At 62.8% G+C, this 18,066-nt stretch carries 18 protein-coding genes; 4 read left to right on the top strand and 14 right to left on the bottom strand.

Annotation, left to right across the window (positions count from 1 at the left end; all coding sequences use genetic code 11):
* Positions 1 to 41: 41 nt before the first annotated feature.
* The 8 genes from CH286_RS20950 to CH286_RS20915 form a co-directional block, all read right to left on the bottom strand.
* Complete coding sequence (locus tag CH286_RS20950) at positions 42 to 878, bottom strand: ANTAR domain-containing protein (protein WP_094610290.1); 837 nt, start codon at positions 876 to 878, stop codon at positions 42 to 44.
* A gap of 210 nt (positions 879 to 1,088) precedes the next feature.
* Entirely contained in the window at positions 1,089 to 1,709 is a 621-nt protein-coding gene (locus tag CH286_RS20945; RefSeq protein ID WP_094610289.1) for a response regulator transcription factor, read from the bottom strand.
* Positions 1,706 to 2,869 carry a sensor histidine kinase gene (locus CH286_RS20940; protein WP_094610288.1) on the bottom strand — a complete coding sequence of 388 codons (1,164 nt, stop codon included), beginning with the start codon at positions 2,867 to 2,869 and terminating at the stop codon, positions 1,706 to 1,708. The genes CH286_RS20945 and CH286_RS20940 overlap by 4 nt, the downstream gene beginning before the upstream one ends.
* Complete coding sequence (locus tag CH286_RS20935) at positions 2,866 to 3,687, bottom strand: ABC transporter permease (RefSeq protein ID WP_094610287.1); 822 nt, start codon at positions 3,685 to 3,687, stop codon at positions 2,866 to 2,868. The genes CH286_RS20940 and CH286_RS20935 overlap by 4 nt, the downstream gene beginning before the upstream one ends.
* Positions 3,684 to 4,622, bottom strand: coding sequence for an ABC transporter ATP-binding protein (locus tag CH286_RS20930; RefSeq protein ID WP_094610286.1), 939 nt, complete (start codon positions 4,620 to 4,622; stop codon positions 3,684 to 3,686). The genes CH286_RS20935 and CH286_RS20930 overlap by 4 nt, the downstream gene beginning before the upstream one ends.
* On the bottom strand, positions 4,619 to 4,903 hold the full coding sequence (locus CH286_RS20925) for a hypothetical protein (protein ID WP_141215882.1): 285 nt from the start codon (positions 4,901 to 4,903) through the stop codon (positions 4,619 to 4,621). Before CH286_RS20925 ends, CH286_RS20930 begins: the two co-directional genes overlap by 4 nt.
* A gap of 146 nt (positions 4,904 to 5,049) precedes the next feature.
* Positions 5,050 to 6,039, bottom strand: coding sequence for an extracellular catalytic domain type 1 short-chain-length polyhydroxyalkanoate depolymerase (locus tag CH286_RS20920; RefSeq protein ID WP_176458307.1), 990 nt, complete (start codon positions 6,037 to 6,039; stop codon positions 5,050 to 5,052).
* Entirely contained in the window at positions 6,036 to 7,031 is a 996-nt protein-coding gene (locus CH286_RS20915) for an alpha/beta hydrolase family protein (RefSeq protein ID WP_094610283.1), read from the bottom strand. The genes CH286_RS20920 and CH286_RS20915 overlap by 4 nt, the downstream gene beginning before the upstream one ends.
* A 155-nt stretch (positions 7,032 to 7,186) precedes the next feature.
* Here CH286_RS20915 and CH286_RS20910 point away from each other — a divergent pair, with 155 nt between their 5' ends.
* On the top strand, positions 7,187 to 7,909 hold the full coding sequence (locus CH286_RS20910) for a MerR family transcriptional regulator (protein WP_037150257.1): 723 nt from the start codon (positions 7,187 to 7,189) through the stop codon (positions 7,907 to 7,909).
* Between the two features lie 11 nt (positions 7,910 to 7,920).
* Here CH286_RS20910 and CH286_RS20905 read toward each other — a convergent pair whose 3' ends face one another.
* The 4 genes from CH286_RS20905 to CH286_RS20890 all read right to left on the bottom strand — a co-directional run bounded on the left by CH286_RS20905 (position 7,921) and on the right by CH286_RS20890 (position 13,641).
* On the bottom strand, positions 7,921 to 9,474 hold the full coding sequence (locus CH286_RS20905) for an alpha/beta hydrolase (RefSeq protein WP_094610282.1): 1,554 nt from the start codon (positions 9,472 to 9,474) through the stop codon (positions 7,921 to 7,923).
* A gap of 57 nt (positions 9,475 to 9,531) precedes the next feature.
* On the bottom strand, positions 9,532 to 10,554 hold the full coding sequence (locus tag CH286_RS20900; RefSeq protein WP_217902945.1) for a DUF418 domain-containing protein: 1,023 nt from the start codon (positions 10,552 to 10,554) through the stop codon (positions 9,532 to 9,534).
* 43 nt (positions 10,555 to 10,597) lie between these two features.
* On the bottom strand, positions 10,598 to 11,491 hold the full coding sequence (locus CH286_RS20895) for an alpha/beta hydrolase family protein (protein ID WP_094610281.1): 894 nt from the start codon (positions 11,489 to 11,491) through the stop codon (positions 10,598 to 10,600).
* Between the two features lie 374 nt (positions 11,492 to 11,865).
* Entirely contained in the window at positions 11,866 to 13,641 is a 1,776-nt protein-coding gene (locus CH286_RS20890; RefSeq protein WP_094610280.1) for an alpha/beta fold hydrolase, read from the bottom strand.
* 269 nt (positions 13,642 to 13,910) lie between these two features.
* On the opposite strand from CH286_RS20890, the gene CH286_RS28285 reads away from it, so the two are divergent.
* Entirely contained in the window at positions 13,911 to 14,204 is a 294-nt protein-coding gene (locus CH286_RS28285; RefSeq protein WP_255182729.1) for a hypothetical protein, read from the top strand.
* 2 nt (positions 14,205 to 14,206) lie between these two features.
* Complete coding sequence (locus CH286_RS20880; protein WP_255182728.1) at positions 14,207 to 14,614, top strand: MarR family winged helix-turn-helix transcriptional regulator; 408 nt, start codon at positions 14,207 to 14,209, stop codon at positions 14,612 to 14,614.
* Positions 14,615 to 14,686: 72 nt separating this feature from the next.
* On the opposite strand, the gene CH286_RS20875 is transcribed toward CH286_RS20880, so the two are convergent.
* Positions 14,687 to 15,970 carry an FtsX-like permease family protein gene (locus CH286_RS20875; RefSeq protein WP_094610279.1) on the bottom strand — a complete coding sequence of 428 codons (1,284 nt, stop codon included), beginning with the start codon at positions 15,968 to 15,970 and terminating at the stop codon, positions 14,687 to 14,689.
* 2 nt (positions 15,971 to 15,972) lie between these two features.
* Positions 15,973 to 16,728, bottom strand: a complete 756-nt coding sequence (locus CH286_RS20870; protein ID WP_037150243.1) for an ABC transporter ATP-binding protein — start codon at positions 16,726 to 16,728, stop codon at positions 15,973 to 15,975.
* Positions 16,729 to 16,795: 67 nt separating this feature from the next.
* Here CH286_RS20870 and CH286_RS20865 point away from each other — a divergent pair, with 67 nt between their 5' ends.
* Positions 16,796 to 17,383, top strand: a complete 588-nt coding sequence (locus CH286_RS20865) for a TetR/AcrR family transcriptional regulator (protein ID WP_094610278.1) — start codon at positions 16,796 to 16,798, stop codon at positions 17,381 to 17,383.
* Positions 17,384 to 18,066: the final 683 nt, after the last annotated feature.

Raw genomic sequence — 18,066 nt, 5'->3', positions numbered from 1 at the left:
AGAACCGATTCGCCAGCTGTTCAACGGATTGTGTTTGCTTGTCACAGCTCGCGGTGACCGCCCACGACGGTGTCGACCAATCGGGCCGCGAGATCCTTGATCCGGGTGTTTTCGCGTTGCGACTGTTCCGACAGCGCGGCGAACGCAGCGTCCGGGGATATTGCCCGCACCGCCATCAGAATTCCCTTGGCCTGGTCGATGGTCGAACGGGTCAGCATCGCAGTGCGCAGCCCCTCGACCTCGGCCAGAGCTTCAGCCAGCAGCCTGGAGTTGTACACCGCCGTTTGCGCCGCGGTCACGAACATCATCACCAGCACTTCGTCGATATCGTTGAACCCGTGCTCGTCGAAGCTGTAGAGGTTGAGTGAGCCCGCGTGCTCGGTATCGACCGCCAGCGGCGCAGACAGATAGCTTCGCACTCCAACATCTGCTGCCTTGGAGGCGAATTCGGGCCAACGGGACCGAACGTGCTCGACTCGAACGCACACAATCCGGCCGGTTCGCGCTGCCTCCAGGCCGGGACCTTCGTCCGTGAGATATTGATCGGATTCGATGGCGACGACCCGAGAATCGCTGCACGCGACCGTCGCCGGACCTCGTGGTTGATTTTGTAGAAGGCTCACCCCGACCATGTCCGTACCCGGGACGACGGCAGCTACCCGCTCACACAGTCCCTGCAAAAGGCTCTCGACCGAGCTGTGCGAGAGCAGCAGTTCCCGGAATTTCCCGACCGACTCGAGGGCGCTGTCGGGATAGTAGCGCGGCGGGACTATCGGTGGTAGCAGCGTTCGAGTCGGTACCGACATTGCAGCCGACACCTCGGCATCGAAACTGGTGGCCACTGCCGATTCCATTGCAATTCCAGAAGGGTCGATCATGGGAAACGCGTCCCTGACTGTGCAACGTTCACACCTGTTGACGTGCGCGAGAAACTCAGCAACTACGACCCCCGACGGGCACAGGTGACCGTACGCGCATCACCGAGTCAACGAGCCTTCGCCTCCTATCGTCAGGTTCCTACACGCCGAGAAAACCGCCGGGGACGACACAAGAAAGTAGGTCCGTGGAAAGCAGGCAACGCAGGCGAGTCAGATCCAGCCGAACCTGCGCGCCTTCAACGCAGCCTCGTACCGGTTGGACGCACCCAGTTTGCCCATCGCGGCCGATAGGTAATTGCGAGTCGTTCCGGTCGACAAATGTGCACGGACAGCGATTTCGTCTATCGACGCACCGTCGATGGCGTACTCCAGCACGTCCGCTTCGCGGCCGGTCAGGACGGTGTCGCCGGTGCTGATCGCCTCGGCCGCCAGCTGCGGATCGACGTGGCGTCCGCCCGCCGCAATGGTGTGGATCACCTCGGCCAGCGTTGCCGAGGAAATGGTCTTCGGCAGAAATCCTCGCACTCCCGCAGTGAGAGCACGCTTGAGATAGCCGGGACGACCATGGCTGGTGACGATCAAGATGCCGGCCTTGGGAGTGATCGCCAACAGCTCGATTGCCGTGTCGATACCGTCGATTCCTGGCATCTGCAGATCGATCACCGCGACTGCAGCGCTTTCCCCACGGTCGACACGACGCCGCCAGATTGCTATCAGGTCTTCACCCGACTCGACGTCGGCGATCACATCGATATCTGTTTCGAGATCGAGCATGGCCGCCATTGCCGTCCGCACCAGGTTCTCGTCGTCGGCCAGCAGTACCGGTATCATGCTGTGTTCCAATGGACTTCGAGCAGGAACCCGTCCCGATTCGAGGTCGTGTCGAGGCCGGCATCGACCGATGTCAGTCGCTCGGCCAGTCCACGGAGTCCCGTCTGCTGGGACTGATCCCGCGATGTGTGGGACGACGCGAGAACTCCATTGTTACGCAATGACATTCCAGCCTTCCCGAGAGTCATCGTCGCCGACGTGGCCGTGGAGTGCTTCACGATATTGGTCGTCCCTTCCCTCACAACCCACGCCGACACCTCGTGGAAGCGCGCCGGTACGTTCGACGGATCGCCTTCGATGGCGAGTCGACATCCTGCCGCCGCGAGCAATGATCGGGCACCGGCGACTTCTCCGTCCAGGTTGATGTCACGGTACCCCCGAACGAGTGCTCGCATCTGTTTCATGGAATCGACCGCTACGCTTCTGACCTCGTCCATCTCGGTGCGAGCGCGGTCGTGTGCGCCGACTTTGGCCAGTGTGGCGGCAAGTTCACTTTTCACCGCGATGGCCGAGAAACTCCGCCCGACGACGTCGTGGAGGTCGCGAGCAAAACGAAGTCGTTCTTCCGCGACCTGTAATCGCGCCTCGACAGTCTTTGCGCGCTCGAGCTCTTCCACTATCTGGAGCCCCCACCGCGTCAGAAGGGTGCTGGAGAGTAGGACACCCGAGATCAGACCGGTCAGTGCCATCAACTGGACCACCTTGCCGGTAGTTGCTCCGAGGACCGCGCCGGTAGCGACGCTCATCCCGAGAAGGACCCACCACCGATGTCGAACGAACGGGACTATCGACTGCGCTGCGAACAGCGTCGCTGCGAATCCCGTTGCGCGAACCGCAACCACGCCCGACGTATCGGTGGTCAGCTCTGCTGCGATGGCACAGGAAACCCACACCACGGCCAGGGCTATCGCTCCCACCGGCAACCCCCAGCGTCGCAGCGCGGGGGTCGACCCGGCGAACAAGTCCGCCCGGCTGAGCAAGGCTGCCAGCGAGGCGAGCCCTGAGATCGCGACCGTCGCCGTCGCCCAGAGGGCACCGGCGACGGTGATACCCGCGAAGACGGTGACCGAAGCGATAGCCGCCAGGAGCGTGACCTGTGCGTAGAGCCGGTACTTGGCCGGCTCCGACAACTCACGCCACCCGGAGGCCGTCTTTGTCATCCTCGGTCGTCCCAACGAAAGCTTGTCTTCACGATCCACAGCGTCAGCAGGGTCCATAGCCCCAAAGTGGCGAGCGGCTGACCCATCTCGGCGAAAGTTCCCATGAAGTTCGCGGCAACTGCTCCTTCGGGGGCTGTTGCCGGTAACCCTGCCGAGCCCAGCGAGATCAGGTCGGACAACGCGGCGAACGGTGTCCAATCGACCACAGAACCGAGGCGATCGGGCAGCAGATTACGGATGGAATCCTGGCCGACCATCGCGATGATCATCACCGGCAGTGACGTGATCTGAGCAGCCTCGGCGTTCTTGGTGACCGCGCTGGTCGCCAGGGCCAGCAGTGAGAACACGATGATTCCGCCGAGCAGCGCAAGAACGAGGACGATGGCATTGACGGGGACCGGAGAGCCGGCTCCGTAGATCACCCCTCCGACGATGACGGCACCGATGAGGGTGAGTAACGCCCCTGGCACCGCGGGTGCCACCTGAATCTGCCAGTCGGCAGCTTCGCCCGTTCGTAGCCGCTTCAGTACGCCTTCGCCGCGCCGGGTCGTGACCATCGATAGCACCGAGTAGTACATCACGAACAGCAGCGCCATCAGCGCGAACATTTCCAACCCGGTGGTGGCCACACCGACGGTAGCCCCGGAATTATTGCGTGCGATGAAGAAGGTCGCGAGGGGAATCGCCACCGGAAACAGCGTGCCCATGACAACGAGAGTCTTGTTGCGGATGAACTGTCGATATTCAGCGACGGCCAGGGAGGACAGCGGGCGCCGACCGAACCCCACGGAGGGCGGCGCGGTGGTCGTGGTGGTCATGATGCTCCGATCAATTCAGGGGTGGACGTCGGCGACTCGCTGTGGTCGGCGGCAATGTCGAGGAATACCGATTCGAGTGACGCGGCTCGTGCTTCGAGACCGGTCAACTGCACGCCGTGGGCACCGGCCCAGGCCAGCAGCTCGGACAGATGTCGTTGCAACTGGTGGGTGTAGACCGTGACCCGCGCGCCGGCGTCGACCGTCGCACCGTCCCACGACGGCAACATCAGACCGGGGTGGTCGAAGACGATCCGAGCTGGATGCTCGTCGACGATGTCCCGAAGTGTGCCGCGGCGCGCGATCTCACCCTTGTGCATGATCGCGATCGTGTCGGCGAGGGCTTCGGCCTCGTCGAGGTAGTGCGTCGTGAGAAGAATCGTCACGCCGGATGCCTTCAGACCGGCCAGCAACTTCCATGTGGCTCGGCGACTTTCGGGATCGAGGCCCGTGGTCGGCTCGTCCAGGAACAGCAACCGAGGTTGGCCGAGCAATGCGCACGCGAGGTCGACTCGACGCTTCTCGCCGCCCGACAGTGACCCCACCCGAACATCGGCCCGGTCCGTGAGGTCGACCTGCGCCAGGACCGCTGCGGTTGTGGTGGGATTGCTGCAGGTACCGCGCCACATCTCCAGGGTCTCTGCGATAGTCAACTCGGCCGGCAATCCGCCGGATTGCAGCATGATGCCGATCTGCGGGCGGACCTTCTTGCGTTCCAACCGAGGATCGTGGCCGAAGACTTCCACCTCCCCCGATGTCGGTGCCAGTAGGCCTTCCAAAAGGTCGAAGGTCGACGTCTTGCCTGCGCCGTTGGTCCCGAGCAGCGCGAAGACCTCCCCCTCTGCGACGTCGATGTCGATGCCCTTCACCGCTTCGAATGCGTCGTCTCCCGTTCCGTACACCCGGCGCAACCCGCGGGCTGCGATCACCGCGCTCATCGCTGGCCCCACTTGCGGGTTCCGACGATCCAGCGGACTGCGAAGATTGCCACACCGGCTCCGGCGGCGACCGCGGAGACGATGACTCCGGGCTGCAGCACACCTAGCACGATGCCCAGCGCTACGACGGCTCCGATCGCGGCAACAGCCTCCCTGCCACGAGTGGGGGCGGGACCGAAGCGCATGCCGTCTGCGATGAAGTTGCCGAGAGTGATTCCGTGCGAGCTTGTTTCGCGACGGTCGGGAGGACTGTTCGGATGGTTCATTCCTGTTCTGTTCATGACTAGAAGCCTGTCCGAAGGGGGACGCGGCTACCAGTGCACCCGCGCATCGAAACACACCGTTATCTGCATGAGCGAACCATGACCGATGTCATCGACCGGCCACTGTCGTTGCGAAACAATGCGATTCCGCAGCGCACAGCCCGCTATGCAGGCGTGGTGTGCGACCGAGCGAATTGCCACGACACCCGCGAGGCATCTATGCCTGCAGCGTCGGTGAACAAGCCCGCGCCTGGACCGGGCCAGACGTGACCCATGCCTTCGACGAGGTAGGACTCGATGGCCGACGGACGCCCGTCATCGTCGCCGTATCGGGTGTACGTGTACGGGTATCGGTGCGGTTCTTCGACCCGAGTGGATTCGATCGTCGACGCCGGTTGACCCAGTGCCTCACCGATCGCCAGCCACTGCGCGGTCAGTCGTTCGGCCATGACCGGCCGCACGACGTCGTCACGGTCCCCCTGAACCACCAGCAGCGGAACGTATTTCGCACGATCCCCCATTTCTTCCACAGCCAGGCTTGCGGTGTACTCGGGAGAGACGCGGTCCAGATCGTGCTGGGCCTTGTCGTAGCTGTACTCGCCGCCGGCCGCCGACGTCACCGTTGCGAACACGTCGGGGTACGTCACGGCAAGTGCAACAGCGAGACCTGCACCCGACGACGCACCGGAGACATGGACGTCTCTGCGGTCGCCGTTGTACCGGTCGATCACCGATTCCGTGATTCCGGCGATCATTGCGGGTTCGCCGACACCACGGCGTTGATGGGCCGGTTCGATTGCGTTCCAACAGAGCTGGGGGCTTCGGTCGAAGCTCTGCGTCGGGTAGACGACGATGAAGTCTTCTTCGTTCGCGACGACGTCGAACCGGGTCGTGTCCTTCATCGAGTTGATTCCGTACCCCGTCATGCCACAACCGTGAAGCGCAACCATGATCGGTGTCGGAGAGGATGGGTCGTAATCGGTCGGAAGATGCACCTGATAGTCGACGACGCCTGCGTCGCCGACGTACTGACCGTATTCGTCACGGTCATTGGACGACACCTCTGCTGTCGCCGTAGTCAGAGTCGAGCTGCCGAGAGTCGCGGCGAGAGCAACGACCAGAAAGCTCTTTCCCGCAACCGACTTCAGGTTCACTTCGCCATCTCTGTCGAGGGAAAATACTGCGCAAGCCAGGCGAGAACAGTCTGCATGGTCTCGGGGTCGAGGCGCGTGCCCGGCTCGTTGTATCCGCTACCTGGCGACGCGGCGATGTCCGCCGGCGTGCGCAGGTCTTCCTTGAACACATGATTCGCATTGGTCGGGAAGGCGAAGGTCACGTTGCTCATCCCGGCGGCGGCCTGTTCGAGAGGGATGCCGTCGGCGTGCATGTCGATCTGGACGTCCTTCGCACCGATGAGCACCAGTGCGGGAATCTGCACCTTACCGAGCACATCGGTCGCGGACTCGACCCACAGCTCTCGGATGAACGGGAGATTGGCTGGTGCCTCCAAGCCTGCGAGCACCGACTTCACGCTGTCCGGCAAGCTCGGGTCGGCATTCATCGGCTGCCCGGCCGTGTAACGCGCAGCAGCCTCCTGCACCCTCGTCATCACTTCGGACCCGCCGGGAATCTGGCCGCTCTGACGCGCCAGTTGCGAGAGCAGCACAGCCTCGATCGGCCGGCCGGGTGGTGCCGCGAGGACGATTCCTGCAAAGGGGACGTCTTGGGTTGTCGTGGCGTAGTGGAGCGCGTGGAGGGTCCCTTCACTGTTCCCGAACCCGACGATCCTCGAGGAATCGACACACTGCAGCCCGGACAGCACCGTGACGGCCTCCACCAGCTCGTTCAGATGCGACTGCATGCTCATCGTGCCGGTCAGCGCCTCGACGTTGTCCATCGCGTGTGGACCGGATGCCCGCTTGTCGTAGCGAAGCGACGCGATACCCGCATCGGCGAACGCCTCTGCCATGAGCCGAGCGCTCCCATTTTTGCCGGGCAGCAGTGGCGAACACCAATCGCGGTCGGTCGGCCCGCTACCGGCGACGAAGACCACTGCAGGGAAGGGCCCCTTACCGTCAGGGCAGACCATCGTGCCTTCCATCGTGATGCCGTCCAGCGTCCATGTGACCTCGCAGGTGTGTGTCATGTGTGCCTTTCTTTCGTCCGGCCGCGAACCGCGGCGGAACTGATGGGGTTGGGCGGAATCGGTCGGTAAGCGGCCTGGAGCGGCGTCGGCTGATATCGCTCTTGCCACATCGGCGTTATGGTTGGGGCTCCGATCGATTCGAGCGAGGGGTGCCCATGACGTGGAGCACCAGTGAGCTCGCAGAATTGGCGACGACCACCGTCAACACCGTCCGGCACTACCACCGGTGCGGCCTGCTCGACGAGCCACATCGTCGCTCCAACGGTTACAAGCAGTACGGCGTCACGCACCTGGTGCGTCTCCTGCAGATCAGGCGGCTACGCGACATCGGCGTTCCACTCGCGCAGATCGAGACCACCGGTTCGGGCGTCGGCACCTCGGCCGAGGTGCTCACCGCCATCGACACGAATCTTGCCGACGTCATCGAGAGCAGCCTTCGCACTCGCGCCCAGATCGCATTGTTGCTCGAGCACGGATCGATCACCGAGGTCCCGGCCGGCCTCGAGCACACCGCGCTGGGCATGACTCCTGCCGAACGATCCATGGCTCTGGTCTACTCGCAGATATACGACCCCGAAGCGATGGACGATGTCCGAGACATCATCGAATCCGACGACGACGCGGCTACGATCGCGTTCGAAGCTTTGCCTGCCGACGCCGACGCCGACACGCGTACGCGCCTCGCCGACGAATTCGCGGACACCATCGCCAAAGCAATGGTCGAGTACCCGTGGATGAGCGAACCGAATTCCCGTCTGATGGGAAGCCCGGCGTTGGCGGGAGAGGCCATCGCCGAGACCATTCGAGAGTTCTACAACACTGCGCAACTCGACGTACTGCTTCGTGCCACCGTCATCGCTCGACGGCGACACCGCTGACCGGTCTCCCGTCACAAGACGCAGAGTGAGTCGTCGGAAGGCATCACGAGGTCGATGAGATAGTCGGCAACGATGTCGTCTACGCACGCGTTCCCCGCGATGATCGCTCCGTGCTGCTCACCCTGGACGGTCACCAGGCTGCCACCGAGCGCGTCCGCAAGGTTGACGGCACCCTGGTGCGGAGTCAACGCATCGCCGGTCACGGAGACCGTCAAAGTGTCTGGTAATCCTTCGATTTCAGTCGAATAGGGGTAGCCCAATGTGGGCTCGACGGGCCATTGCTCGCACGTATCCCGCACACCCTCGACCGATCTTCCCGAATCGACGAAAGGATTCGCATCGAATGCTGCGCGAATCAGTGCTGTTTCCTCGGCCGGACTGTGGCGTTCTTCGTCGATACAGTTGATCGCACCCGTCGCTTCGAGGGTGTTCGCGTAGGTGCCGTCTGCGCTGCGATCCTGGTAGATGTCGCTGAGTGCAATCAGTGAGTCTCCTCGGCCGTCACGCAGTTGGGCAAGGCTCATGACCACGGGCTGCCACGCCTCCTGTGAATAGAGACCGAGGACAACGCCCCCGATTGCTTTGGTGAATGTCAGTTCACGACCGTCCGCGGCCGGCAGTGGTGCATCGATCAGGGGCCGCACGAGGCTGTGGAACACCTCGGTTGCCTGCGCCGGGTCCGGTCCCAGTGCGCAATCAGGTTGTGTGGCACAGAACTTCGCGAGCTCGTCGAATGCACGTTGCATCCCGCCGGCCTGCTGAATGCGTCGTTCCTTCGTTCCGGCGAGCGGGTCCATCGCACCATCGAGAACAAGTGCCCTGACGTTCTCCGGGAACATCTCCGCGTACACCGCGCCCAAGCGGGTTCCGTAACTCGCACCCGCGTAGGTGAGTTCGTCGTCGCCCAGCGCGGCGCGCATGACGTCCATATCGCGTGCCACATCACGTGTACCCAGGTGGGCCAACGCGTTCTCTCCCCCTGACCCTGCGGCGCAGTTCTCATAGAATTCGCGGGTCGATTCTTCGGACATCGCATGCGGCAGAACGCTGATCGCAGCGCTGATCGCGTCGGCTTCACGCTCGTCGTCGTCGAAACAGTTCACCGCGGGTGTCGACGCACCCACACCACGCGGATCGAACCCGACCAAGTCGAACCTGTCGGTGATGTCGCTCTGCGCCCACGCGTCCGCGGTGGTTGCCGCGAACTCGGTTCCCGAGAACCCGGGGCCACCCGGATTGAGCACAATGGAACCGATCGGATCAGCCGAACGTGCCGGAATCCTGGACAGCGCGATCTTGGCCGTCTCCCCCTCTGGATTCATGTAGTCGAGTGGCACATCCATGCGTGCGCACTGGTATTCCATTGGTAATCCAACAGTTTCACCAAGCGGGAGGTTCGAAGCAGGCGGGGCACAATCCTCGAAGTTCAATTGCTGGCTGTAGAACTTGTCGAGAGATCCGGCGTCGGGCTCGCCGTCCTCGGGTGCGGTGTTCTGGCTGCAGGACGCGAGCAACGCCATCACCGCCACAGCCGCACCCGCTTTCAGTCCTAAGTGAGTACGCATACGCCCATTACGCACTATGTCGTCGGCACACAGTCAAGAACGATGTGGTCTCCGCAATCAGTCGGTCGCGGTGGTGTGCCGGCGAACGGGCTGCCGATGTCCCCATGTGCCCCAACGCCACAACCACTCGAGCGGTCCTTGCATGAAGTGCCGTAGCCACAACACGCTGGCGACCCATTGTGCGAGGAGTATCGCGCCTGCCGTACCCAACAGTGTTGCCCACGAGGAGCTGTCGGAGAAGTTCAACACCCACCCCGCCGCCAGCATCAACGGTGCGGCACCGACGTAATTGGTCAAAGCCATCCTGCCCAACGGACCGAAGGCCACTTCCAGAATTCGCGACACACCGGTGGACATCAGCAGGGCGAGCGACGACATGTACACCGCTGCGACAGCAAAACCCGCTGCAGCGGACTCCGTACTGAAATACGACATCTCGATCGTTCTGGTCTGCAGGTAGAGCAGCGGAATCGCGGCAACGGCACCGACGATCAGCACGATCGTCGCACCACGGCGCGACCGACCGATGGCCGACACGACACGGTACCGGGTGAGGACAGCACCCAGAAGGAGCATCCCCGGAGTCAGGCTGCTACCACCGCCCGTGAGAAGAAGGCTCCCCACGATGAGTGCAACCGCCGCAACCGCGGAGACCCGCCGCGACATCCACGTGCTCGGAAGCAAGACGACGAGGCCGACTACCGCCAGCGGTAGCAACGCAGATCCGGGTTGGAGCACGTTGAACGGGATTCCGATGGCGAGCAGGAGCAGCAGTCGCCGGAGCAGGAGTAGCCGGGGACGTATCACCCGGCGGGCAGCGGACTCGTAGAACATCGCAAATCCGATGCCGAAGAGTAGAGCGAAAATCGGGAAGAAACGTTGTTGCACAAGTAGGTGCAACCAGCCGCCTGTGTTGTCGAGCGAAGGACGCTCGTAGAGGCCCGGTGCGGTACGGAAGCCGGTGAGAGGCCCGATGTTGACAAAGATGATGCCGCACAATGCAACACCACGAATCACATCGAGGGTGGGTATTCGGCTGACGCCGGTTTCCAAAACAGACTGCTGCTCAGTGGATGTCACGTGCTGATCTTCCTCCGCAGGTTCGAGCGTGGCCATCCGCACATCAACGGGCGGAAATCCACGACTCGAACGCGTCGGTGAACTGCTGCGAGAAGGGCAACGGCTCTCCGTACTCGGCACCGGTCGAAGGTTGGTCGCCTACATCCTTGAGGACATGGTTCGCCGTCTCGAGATGCGTTGTGCTGAGCTTCGTCTGCGCCAAGACGTCGTTGAGACCGGCCACGTCGACGCACCGAATTTGCATGTCCTTGTCCGAACAGCTTGTGAATACTGCCATCGAGGGCGGCAGGGCCGCCGCCATGGCGATCGGATCGAGTTCGTCCTGAGTGGCCAGCATCGTGGCACCCGCCGGAACCATCCCTATCGAACGTAGTGGTTCCGGGAGATCGTTCGGAATTGTCCCTGAAGTGCGGATCTGGTCCACCGTGCGGTTCAAGGACGATACGAGGTCGACACCATCCACATCCACCAGCTGTCCGGATTCCACGAGCCCGGCGACCTGACGCATCATGATGTCCAATGTTCGCGCCGTCTGTGGTTGCACCAGGCCCATCGATGTAATGGGCGGCACCTCGCCGGCCTTGCCAGTGGCCAGCGCCAACGCCACAAGGGCACCCTGGCTGTGCCCGACCAGGCCGATTCCAGAATTCTCGATACCCGGCCGATCGGCGAGGAAGTTCGCCGCCGCGGCGGCCTCGTGTAGGTATACATCGTGCCCGAGTTTCGACGAGTCCGTCTCTGGGTCCAATTCCGTTGCACCGGTGCCGGATTTGTCGTACCTCAGGCTGGCAATGCCGTGGCGAGCCAAGACGTCGGCCAAATAGCTCAGTGTGCCGATCGATCCTTCGGCGTGAACGTTGTCGCCATTCCTATCCGTCGGCCCGGAACCCGCGATCAGCAGTACGGCCGGAACAGCTATGCCGGTGTCGGCCGGCATTCGTAAGCTTCCATGAACCGTTTGCGCCCCATTCTCGAACGCGACTTCTTGATCCTTGCCCACCGACTGTGCAGCTGGGCTCGCACTCTGCGTGTCCGGAACGGAAGGGCCTCGCGTGCACGACACGATGGTCAATAAGAAAACACCGGCCAGTACCGCCGTCAAGTTCGTGAGTTTCATGTCCTTCTCTCCAAAGTTGCCCGGTCAGAGCCCAAGTCGGTGCCCTACGCTCACACACGCGCTCGCGTTCCGTCAGCGGTTCAGGAATCGAACGCGCCGCGAACCGAAACTAGTGAGTGTTCCAAGGACAGGGTCAAGCCCGAGGGTTTCGACCTGTCCAACCTGTCCGACCGGTTCACCGGGTTCGGCAATGCTCACCTGCCCGTTTCCGCACGGATGGTCGGATCGGTGAAGCTGGGTGCCGGGCCGTCGTGCTCGGAGCTTCCCTCGATCGGCGTCCAGGACTCGTAGGTGAATTCCTCCAGGGGCATGGGCTTGGCATGTGCAACGATCATCCGTGGTGGCCGATCCCCTCCGCGAAGGAAGTCGATCACCGGTCGATCGACTTCATCTGTGCCATAGGGGAAAACACCATGAACGCTCTCGTTGTCGACCGCGATCAGGCTTGTATTCGGCAGCTGCGTGCCCGCGACCTGACCGGCTTCCCACGGCGTCATCGAATCCAACTCGCTCTGCAAAACGATGGTCTCCGGGAAGTCCTCGCTCAACGGAGGCATCGCCGAGTCCGTCGGCCAGAAGGCACAGGCCTGCGGCCCATCGAGCAGTCCACTCTGCGCCGAGAAGGGCGCAGCGAGCGCCGTTCGCTCGTTGAATTCCTGCCAGTATTCGAGGCCCTGAACCCACTGCCCATCGGTGCATTTCGTGAAGTCGATGACCTCGTCGTAGGTACCGCGAATCAAACCGGCGGAATCGTCTTCCGGTGACGCGGACAGCGCCGCCAGGACTTCGTGGGCCGCCGTGCGTTGCTCCTCGGTGAGGGTGTCCATCCCGTCGACGATGCGGCTCGCGGAGGCAACAGGAATCGTAGGGGTCGCGGCGCTCTCACCTTCGGCGATGATCAGCGAAACAAGCTGTCCAGCAAACGGATAGACCACCGGGCTGGAGAACGCAACGTTGAGATTCGTCGACGCCCATGCGTAACGGGCAGCGAGCGAGCGCTCCGGGCCACTGGTAGCCGCGAAGTAGCGATTCCAGATCACCTCGGGGTCGCCACCGAGACCGTACGTGGCGTCGTTACGCGCAATCCAGTTCATCATGTGCAGCCGGAACTGCCGATCGCGGCCCTCGTGCGCCACGTCGTACAGACTTTGAATCGAGTCCTGCGTCGGGTCCGTGGCCGAATCGAGAACCATGCGCTCGACGTTGGCCGAAAAGAGGCTGCCGTACCAAGCGCCGAGCCACGTGCCGTACGAGTAACCCATGTAGGTCACCGATTGGAGCCCGAGAAGGTGGCGGATGAAGTCCATGTCGAACGCAGTCTGTTCGGTCGTCATGGTTGCGACATCGGGGTCGACCGAGCACGATTCGCCGATCGCGCGCGTCTCCGCGTCGGGTCCATCGGCCGGATCGTATCCGTACTCGCACTGCGCATGACTGGACTGGCCGAGGCCACGCTGATCGAAGCTCACATAGTTGGTGGTCGGCCGCAATTCGGGGGTGTACATCTGGACGGTCGAGCTGTAAGACAGACCAGACGCGTACGGCCCACCTGGGTGGGTGACGACTGTAGTGTGGTAGTCAGGATCGGACCGATCGATGTTGTGTGCCTGCGAGATTCGCACATCCCACGTTTTCTGCGTATCGGGATCGTGCCAGTCCCGCGGGACCTCGATCGTCGCGCACTCGACGTTGGACACGTCCGCGCCTGGAATCGGCGGTCCGTCGTCGTTGAACTCGCACGGTTCCCAGAGGAGTTGCTGGTCGGCCAGAGGTCCTGCGAGCGCCGCAGTATCGGGCATCGCGCTGCCGGGTCCATAGCCGCTGACGGTCGAGGCGGACTGCGGCGGCGATGCCATAGTTGCCATCACCACGACGCCGGCCAATCCGATGACACCGGCAGCAAATGTGGCCGAGAGCAAGTACCTCCGCCGGCGCGCCGCTGTACTCGGCACGGTCTCGTCCAACGGCACGTGAGCTCCTCGTCATCGGACACCGCTCGATCGCGACCAGCGCTCAACGCGGTGTCCTGGTATGACGGTAAAGCTATTCCGTGTTCCGGGAACAGGGTCAACAATGCAACCGTCGCAGTTTCCTGAGCAGGATGTCGTTCATCACCGAGATCACTCGAATCATTCTGCACAGCAGTCATATTGCATTCTGTCCATTCCACGGTTGCGTCCCGAACTGCGGCCTCAGCCGGGCGCGACCACGTCGAGGGCGAAATCGAAGTTCCCGACCCATGTCGAGCGAGGCCGATCATGACCAGACCCGTTCCTTCCAGGTAGTGCGCCATTCTCACAGCGCCGACGTCCCGCGGGCGAAGCGCGAGGGTGTCGACGAATGCCGCAACGGCCGCCTTTGCACCCTCGTCGTCACCGGCAATGAAGAACTCCATCGGTTGCCCTTTGGCCAGAACGGCACCGAAGGTGGTGTTGAATGCCTTCACCACATGGGCAGATCGATGGACACGAACTGGCTGAACCCTCGTGAGCGCCGCGCCTGCGATGCGTCGTCGACGCACGCCATCAGGTGAGCGTGCACCTCGAGCGAGGCCTGCAGAAGTCGGGTCTGTCCGGGGCCGATTACGAGGTCCTCGCGTTGCTGTCGGATCACGAGCGAGACCGCATGCCGTCCCATGAGCTGCGCGATGCACTGGGGTGGGAGAAAAGCCATCTTTCGCACCATTTGCGGCGCATGCCGAAGGGCGGGCTGATCGGCCGCGAGCCCAACCCCGACGACGCTCGCAGCACCCTGGTCTGTCTGCTGGCGGTCGGGCGCTCCGCCGTCGAGCAGGCGGCACCCGGGCATGTAGCGGATGTCCGCCGAAATTTCATCGATCTACTCACCCCGACCGAGCTCGACCTGCTCGCCACCCTCAACGAACGGATTCTGCAGCACCTCGGCACGAGTGGCGACTCCCCCGCCGATGACGAGTCTTCGTGAACCTCACTCACCGGCTGCGGACCCCTGCAAACACGGCAACTCTGTACATGGTGGCGCGTCACCTTCGCGCGATCACGCCGGACTCGCGGCGGCGATCACGCGCCGACCTACCGTTGTCGTGACGACCGATGTCACCACTGCAGCGACCGTCAGGACACCGATCGCAAGCAACGGCGACGCGGCCGCCACCGGGTTGCCCAGCTTGACGTAGGCAAAAGGCGCGACAGCAATTGCTGCCCCCACAATCCCAACCCATCCGGCCGTCACCACTGCCAGCGCGGATTCGATCGACAGCATGCGCCTCGTCTGCGTCGGCGTGGCCCCGATCAGCGACATCGACGCGAACTCACCCCGGCGGTGCCCGAGCGCGGCGACAGAGGTGTTGATCGCCGCGATGGCCATGAATGCTGCGACCACTCCCACCACCGCGTAATTGATCGACGCCATCAACTGCCCCTGCGGACCCGTTGCGCCCGAGGCATTCTCGATTCCCTGCATACTCAGTGTGCCGACCGTGACTCCGATGAACAGCGTCAGAAACGTAACGATCGGCCGAACGCCCTGCGTCCGAACCGCATTGATACTTGCTAGGTGGCCACCGGCGCCGAGTGCGGCAAGCGGAACAGCGAGGAGCGTGCACGTCGCGGTCAATGTTTCCTCGGCGCACAGCCCCAATCCGATAGCGATGAAGACCGTTCCCGGCCCGGCTGTCGCGGTGGCCGCGGCACCATTGGGGTCTACCGCGAACGCCGCGGTCGATGACGCTAGCCCCACCATGACGAACCCCACGGCCACTCCACGCCGCCGACGAGTTCTGCTCGCCCGACGCACCTTCGTTCGTATCGAACCGTATTGTGCAGCAACACCACTCGCAGCCGAAAGGATCAGTGCCGCCAGGATGGGCAATGTGACGCCCGGCGCGTAACCGGTAGAATCGTCGACGATTCCGATCGAATGCAGTCGGCCGAGGACCACCCGCCCCAGACCGATGCCCGACGCAGTGGCCGGAACAGACACAGCTGCCGCAACCAGCGTGATCTCGATGGTCACGAGTAAGCGCATCTGACGGTCGCTTGTGCCGACCCGGCGCAAGATGTCGAACTCCACCGAGCGGGACTGCGACACGACACCCACCGTCGACGACACAGCGAACAGTGCAATCGCCAGGATCCATCCGCCGAGGATCGCGGGAAACAGCACCAGGAACCAGCGATCGTCGGCGCTCGATGCATCCACGCTCGACGCAAACAGACCCACAAAGGCCGAGACCAGCGCTATCCCACCGAACAGCACGACGACCGTGGGTAGATAACGCTCGCGGCTGAATCGCAGGGAGTGGATTGCATAGTGCAACATGCTCACACTCTCGAGACGAGATCGGTCAACCGCGCGGCCGCAGCGGCCGCAGTCGGAGCGTCGAGTCGGTCGACAATCCGGCCGTCGGCAAGGAACAGAACACTGTCCGACGCGGCCGCAGCCACTGGATCGTGCGTGACCATCACGATGGTGCGACCCGAATCGGCAATACCGCGCAGAATCCGGAGAACGACTGCCGCACTCGAGAGATCGAGCGCGCCGGTCGGCTCGTCCGCGAACACGATCCGCGGATCGTTGACCAAAGCGCGCGCGATGGCCACGCGCTGCTTCTGTCCTCCCGAGAGCTGATCGGGTCGAACGTCGACACGACCGGCCGCGCTCTTTCCCCAACCTCCAGCCACCTCGGTGAGCCCCACCATCTCGAGCAGGCGTGTCGATCGAACCGCGTCCGGCCTCCCGCCGTCGAGCCGTAGTGGAAGCTCGACGTTTTCGCGAATGGTTAACGCGGGCAACAGATCGAACGACTGGAAGACGAAACCCATTGCGCGTCGGCGAAAGCGGGTGAGATGGTCGCCCCGAAGCGCAGTGACATCGGTGCCGTCGAGAACAACTCGTCCCGTCGTCGGTGATCGCAAGCCAGCCGCACACAGCAAGAGTGTGCTTTTGCCGGATCCCGACGGCCCCATAACGGAAACGAACGAACCCGCAGGGATGTCGACGTCGACACCCGATAGCACCGGTACTTCCCGTCCACCTTCCTCGTAGCTGCTGGACACATTCTCGAGTGATAGGAACACGGGAACCCCTTACCTGAACGATCGTTTAAAACGAACGTTTATATAATAGCAGTGTTACCGTGTCCAGGTGAGTCACCGAGACAACTTGTTGTCGGCCGCGCGTACCTGTCTGCTGACCAAGGGGTACGCCCACACCACCGTTCGCGACCTGGTCACGTCATCCGGTGCGAATCTGGCGTCCATCAGCTATCACTTCGGGTCGAAGGATCAGTTACTCACGCGCGCTTTGCTCGAGCTCAACGCCGAATGGGGTCGCGAGCTGTTCGCCGTACTCGACGTGGCCCACGATTCGACACCGGTCGAGCGCTGGGCCCGCATCATCACGTCGATCCGGTCGAACAGGCCACTGTGGTTCGTGAACTTCGAGTCCATCGGGTACATCGATCGCGATCCCGAGATCAAAGCGCTCAACACCGAGGGCCAGCGCCGATCACGGACCGCACTGGCTGCCGCGTTCGGCGACCTCGAACCCGGTGCGGATGCAGCGACGATCCACGCCGTCGGATCCCACTACTACTCACTCCTCACCGGGCTCGCGATTCAGATTCTGACCAACCCAGACGATGCGCCTACGGCCGAGAACATCGTCCACGCGGACAGCCGTGACGCAGAGTCCATCCAGCCCTCCGGTAGACGGCCGACTCCAACGACGTAGGACCCTGTTCGGGGCCGATCGAGCCGGACCGCGCGATCGATTCGAGTGATACCTCGAGTAGTACGCCCATCCACGACGAGTTGCAGAACATTCTGGGCATCGCCACCACCGACAGAGATCGCAGCGTGGAATCGCTCATCGAAACCGCACCCGAGACTGGACCCCGACATCCCCGGGGGCGACATCAGCGAGGCTGGCGACAGCACGAGAAAAGCAACACGCTGCCTTCGCCGCGTACCAGCTCGCCAAAAATCAGGAGCACACCCTCGCTGGCGCGAGGGGACAATCCGACCCCGATATCACACTGGTCGTCGAGGACGACGAGCTTCGCAGTGCGCCGTGCAACCCTTCCGCTCTATCGTCGACAGCGACGCCGTGGTCTTCAGCGCGGATTCCCCGAGTCGTTCCATCCTCGACCAGATAGCCGACAAGTGGTCGACCATGTCCGTGCTCGACAAGCCACGACGCTACAACCAGATCAATAGACGCCTCGAAGGCCGAACCCCCGATGCTCAACGGCCGCAACGATGCCGACCAGAGTTGGTGCCGAAGATTACGCCCACGGACCGACGAGCTCGCTTCGATAGAACGTTGCCAGAGATTTTCGGCAATCTGGACGGACTCGGGAAGCAGACAATCTAGGTGTAATGCCCAACGGCCACATGGAGTTCGAGCCGATCGAC

This window comes from Rhodococcus sp. WWJCD1, assembly GCF_002258735.1.
Lineage (GTDB): Bacteria > Actinomycetota > Actinomycetes > Mycobacteriales > Mycobacteriaceae > Rhodococcoides.
This window is presented reverse-complemented; position numbering and strand designations above follow the sequence as displayed.

What these genes read in the sequence shown, in the direction of transcription:
- CH286_RS20925 (WP_141215882.1), bottom strand. Translation starts at nt 4,903, where the DNA reads ATGAACAGAACAGGAATGAACCATCCGAACAGTCCTCCCGACCGTCGC.
- CH286_RS20930 (WP_094610286.1), bottom strand. Translation starts at nt 4,622, where the DNA reads ATGAGCGCGGTGATCGCAGCCCGCGGGTTGCGCCGGGTGTACGGAACG.
- CH286_RS20950 (WP_094610290.1), bottom strand. Translation starts at nt 878, where the DNA reads ATGATCGACCCTTCTGGAATTGCAATGGAATCGGCAGTGGCCACCAGT.
- CH286_RS20945 (WP_094610289.1), bottom strand. Translation starts at nt 1,709, where the DNA reads ATGATACCGGTACTGCTGGCCGACGACGAGAACCTGGTGCGGACGGCA.
- CH286_RS20935 (WP_094610287.1), bottom strand. Translation starts at nt 3,687, where the DNA reads ATGACCACCACGACCACCGCGCCGCCCTCCGTGGGGTTCGGTCGGCGC.
- CH286_RS20875 (WP_094610279.1), bottom strand. Translation starts at nt 15,970, where the DNA reads ATGTTGCACTATGCAATCCACTCCCTGCGATTCAGCCGCGAGCGTTAT.
- CH286_RS20915 (WP_094610283.1), bottom strand. Translation starts at nt 7,031, where the DNA reads ATGACACACACCTGCGAGGTCACATGGACGCTGGACGGCATCACGATG.
- CH286_RS20895 (WP_094610281.1), bottom strand. Translation starts at nt 11,491, where the DNA reads ATGCCGGCCGACACCGGCATAGCTGTTCCGGCCGTACTGCTGATCGCG.
- CH286_RS20910 (WP_037150257.1), top strand. Translation starts at nt 7,187, where the DNA reads ATGACGTGGAGCACCAGTGAGCTCGCAGAATTGGCGACGACCACCGTC.
- CH286_RS20905 (WP_094610282.1), bottom strand. Translation starts at nt 9,474, where the DNA reads ATGCGTACTCACTTAGGACTGAAAGCGGGTGCGGCTGTGGCGGTGATG.
- CH286_RS20940 (WP_094610288.1), bottom strand. Translation starts at nt 2,869, where the DNA reads ATGACAAAGACGGCCTCCGGGTGGCGTGAGTTGTCGGAGCCGGCCAAG.
- CH286_RS28285 (WP_255182729.1), top strand. Translation starts at nt 13,911, where the DNA reads ATGTCGAGCGAGGCCGATCATGACCAGACCCGTTCCTTCCAGGTAGTG.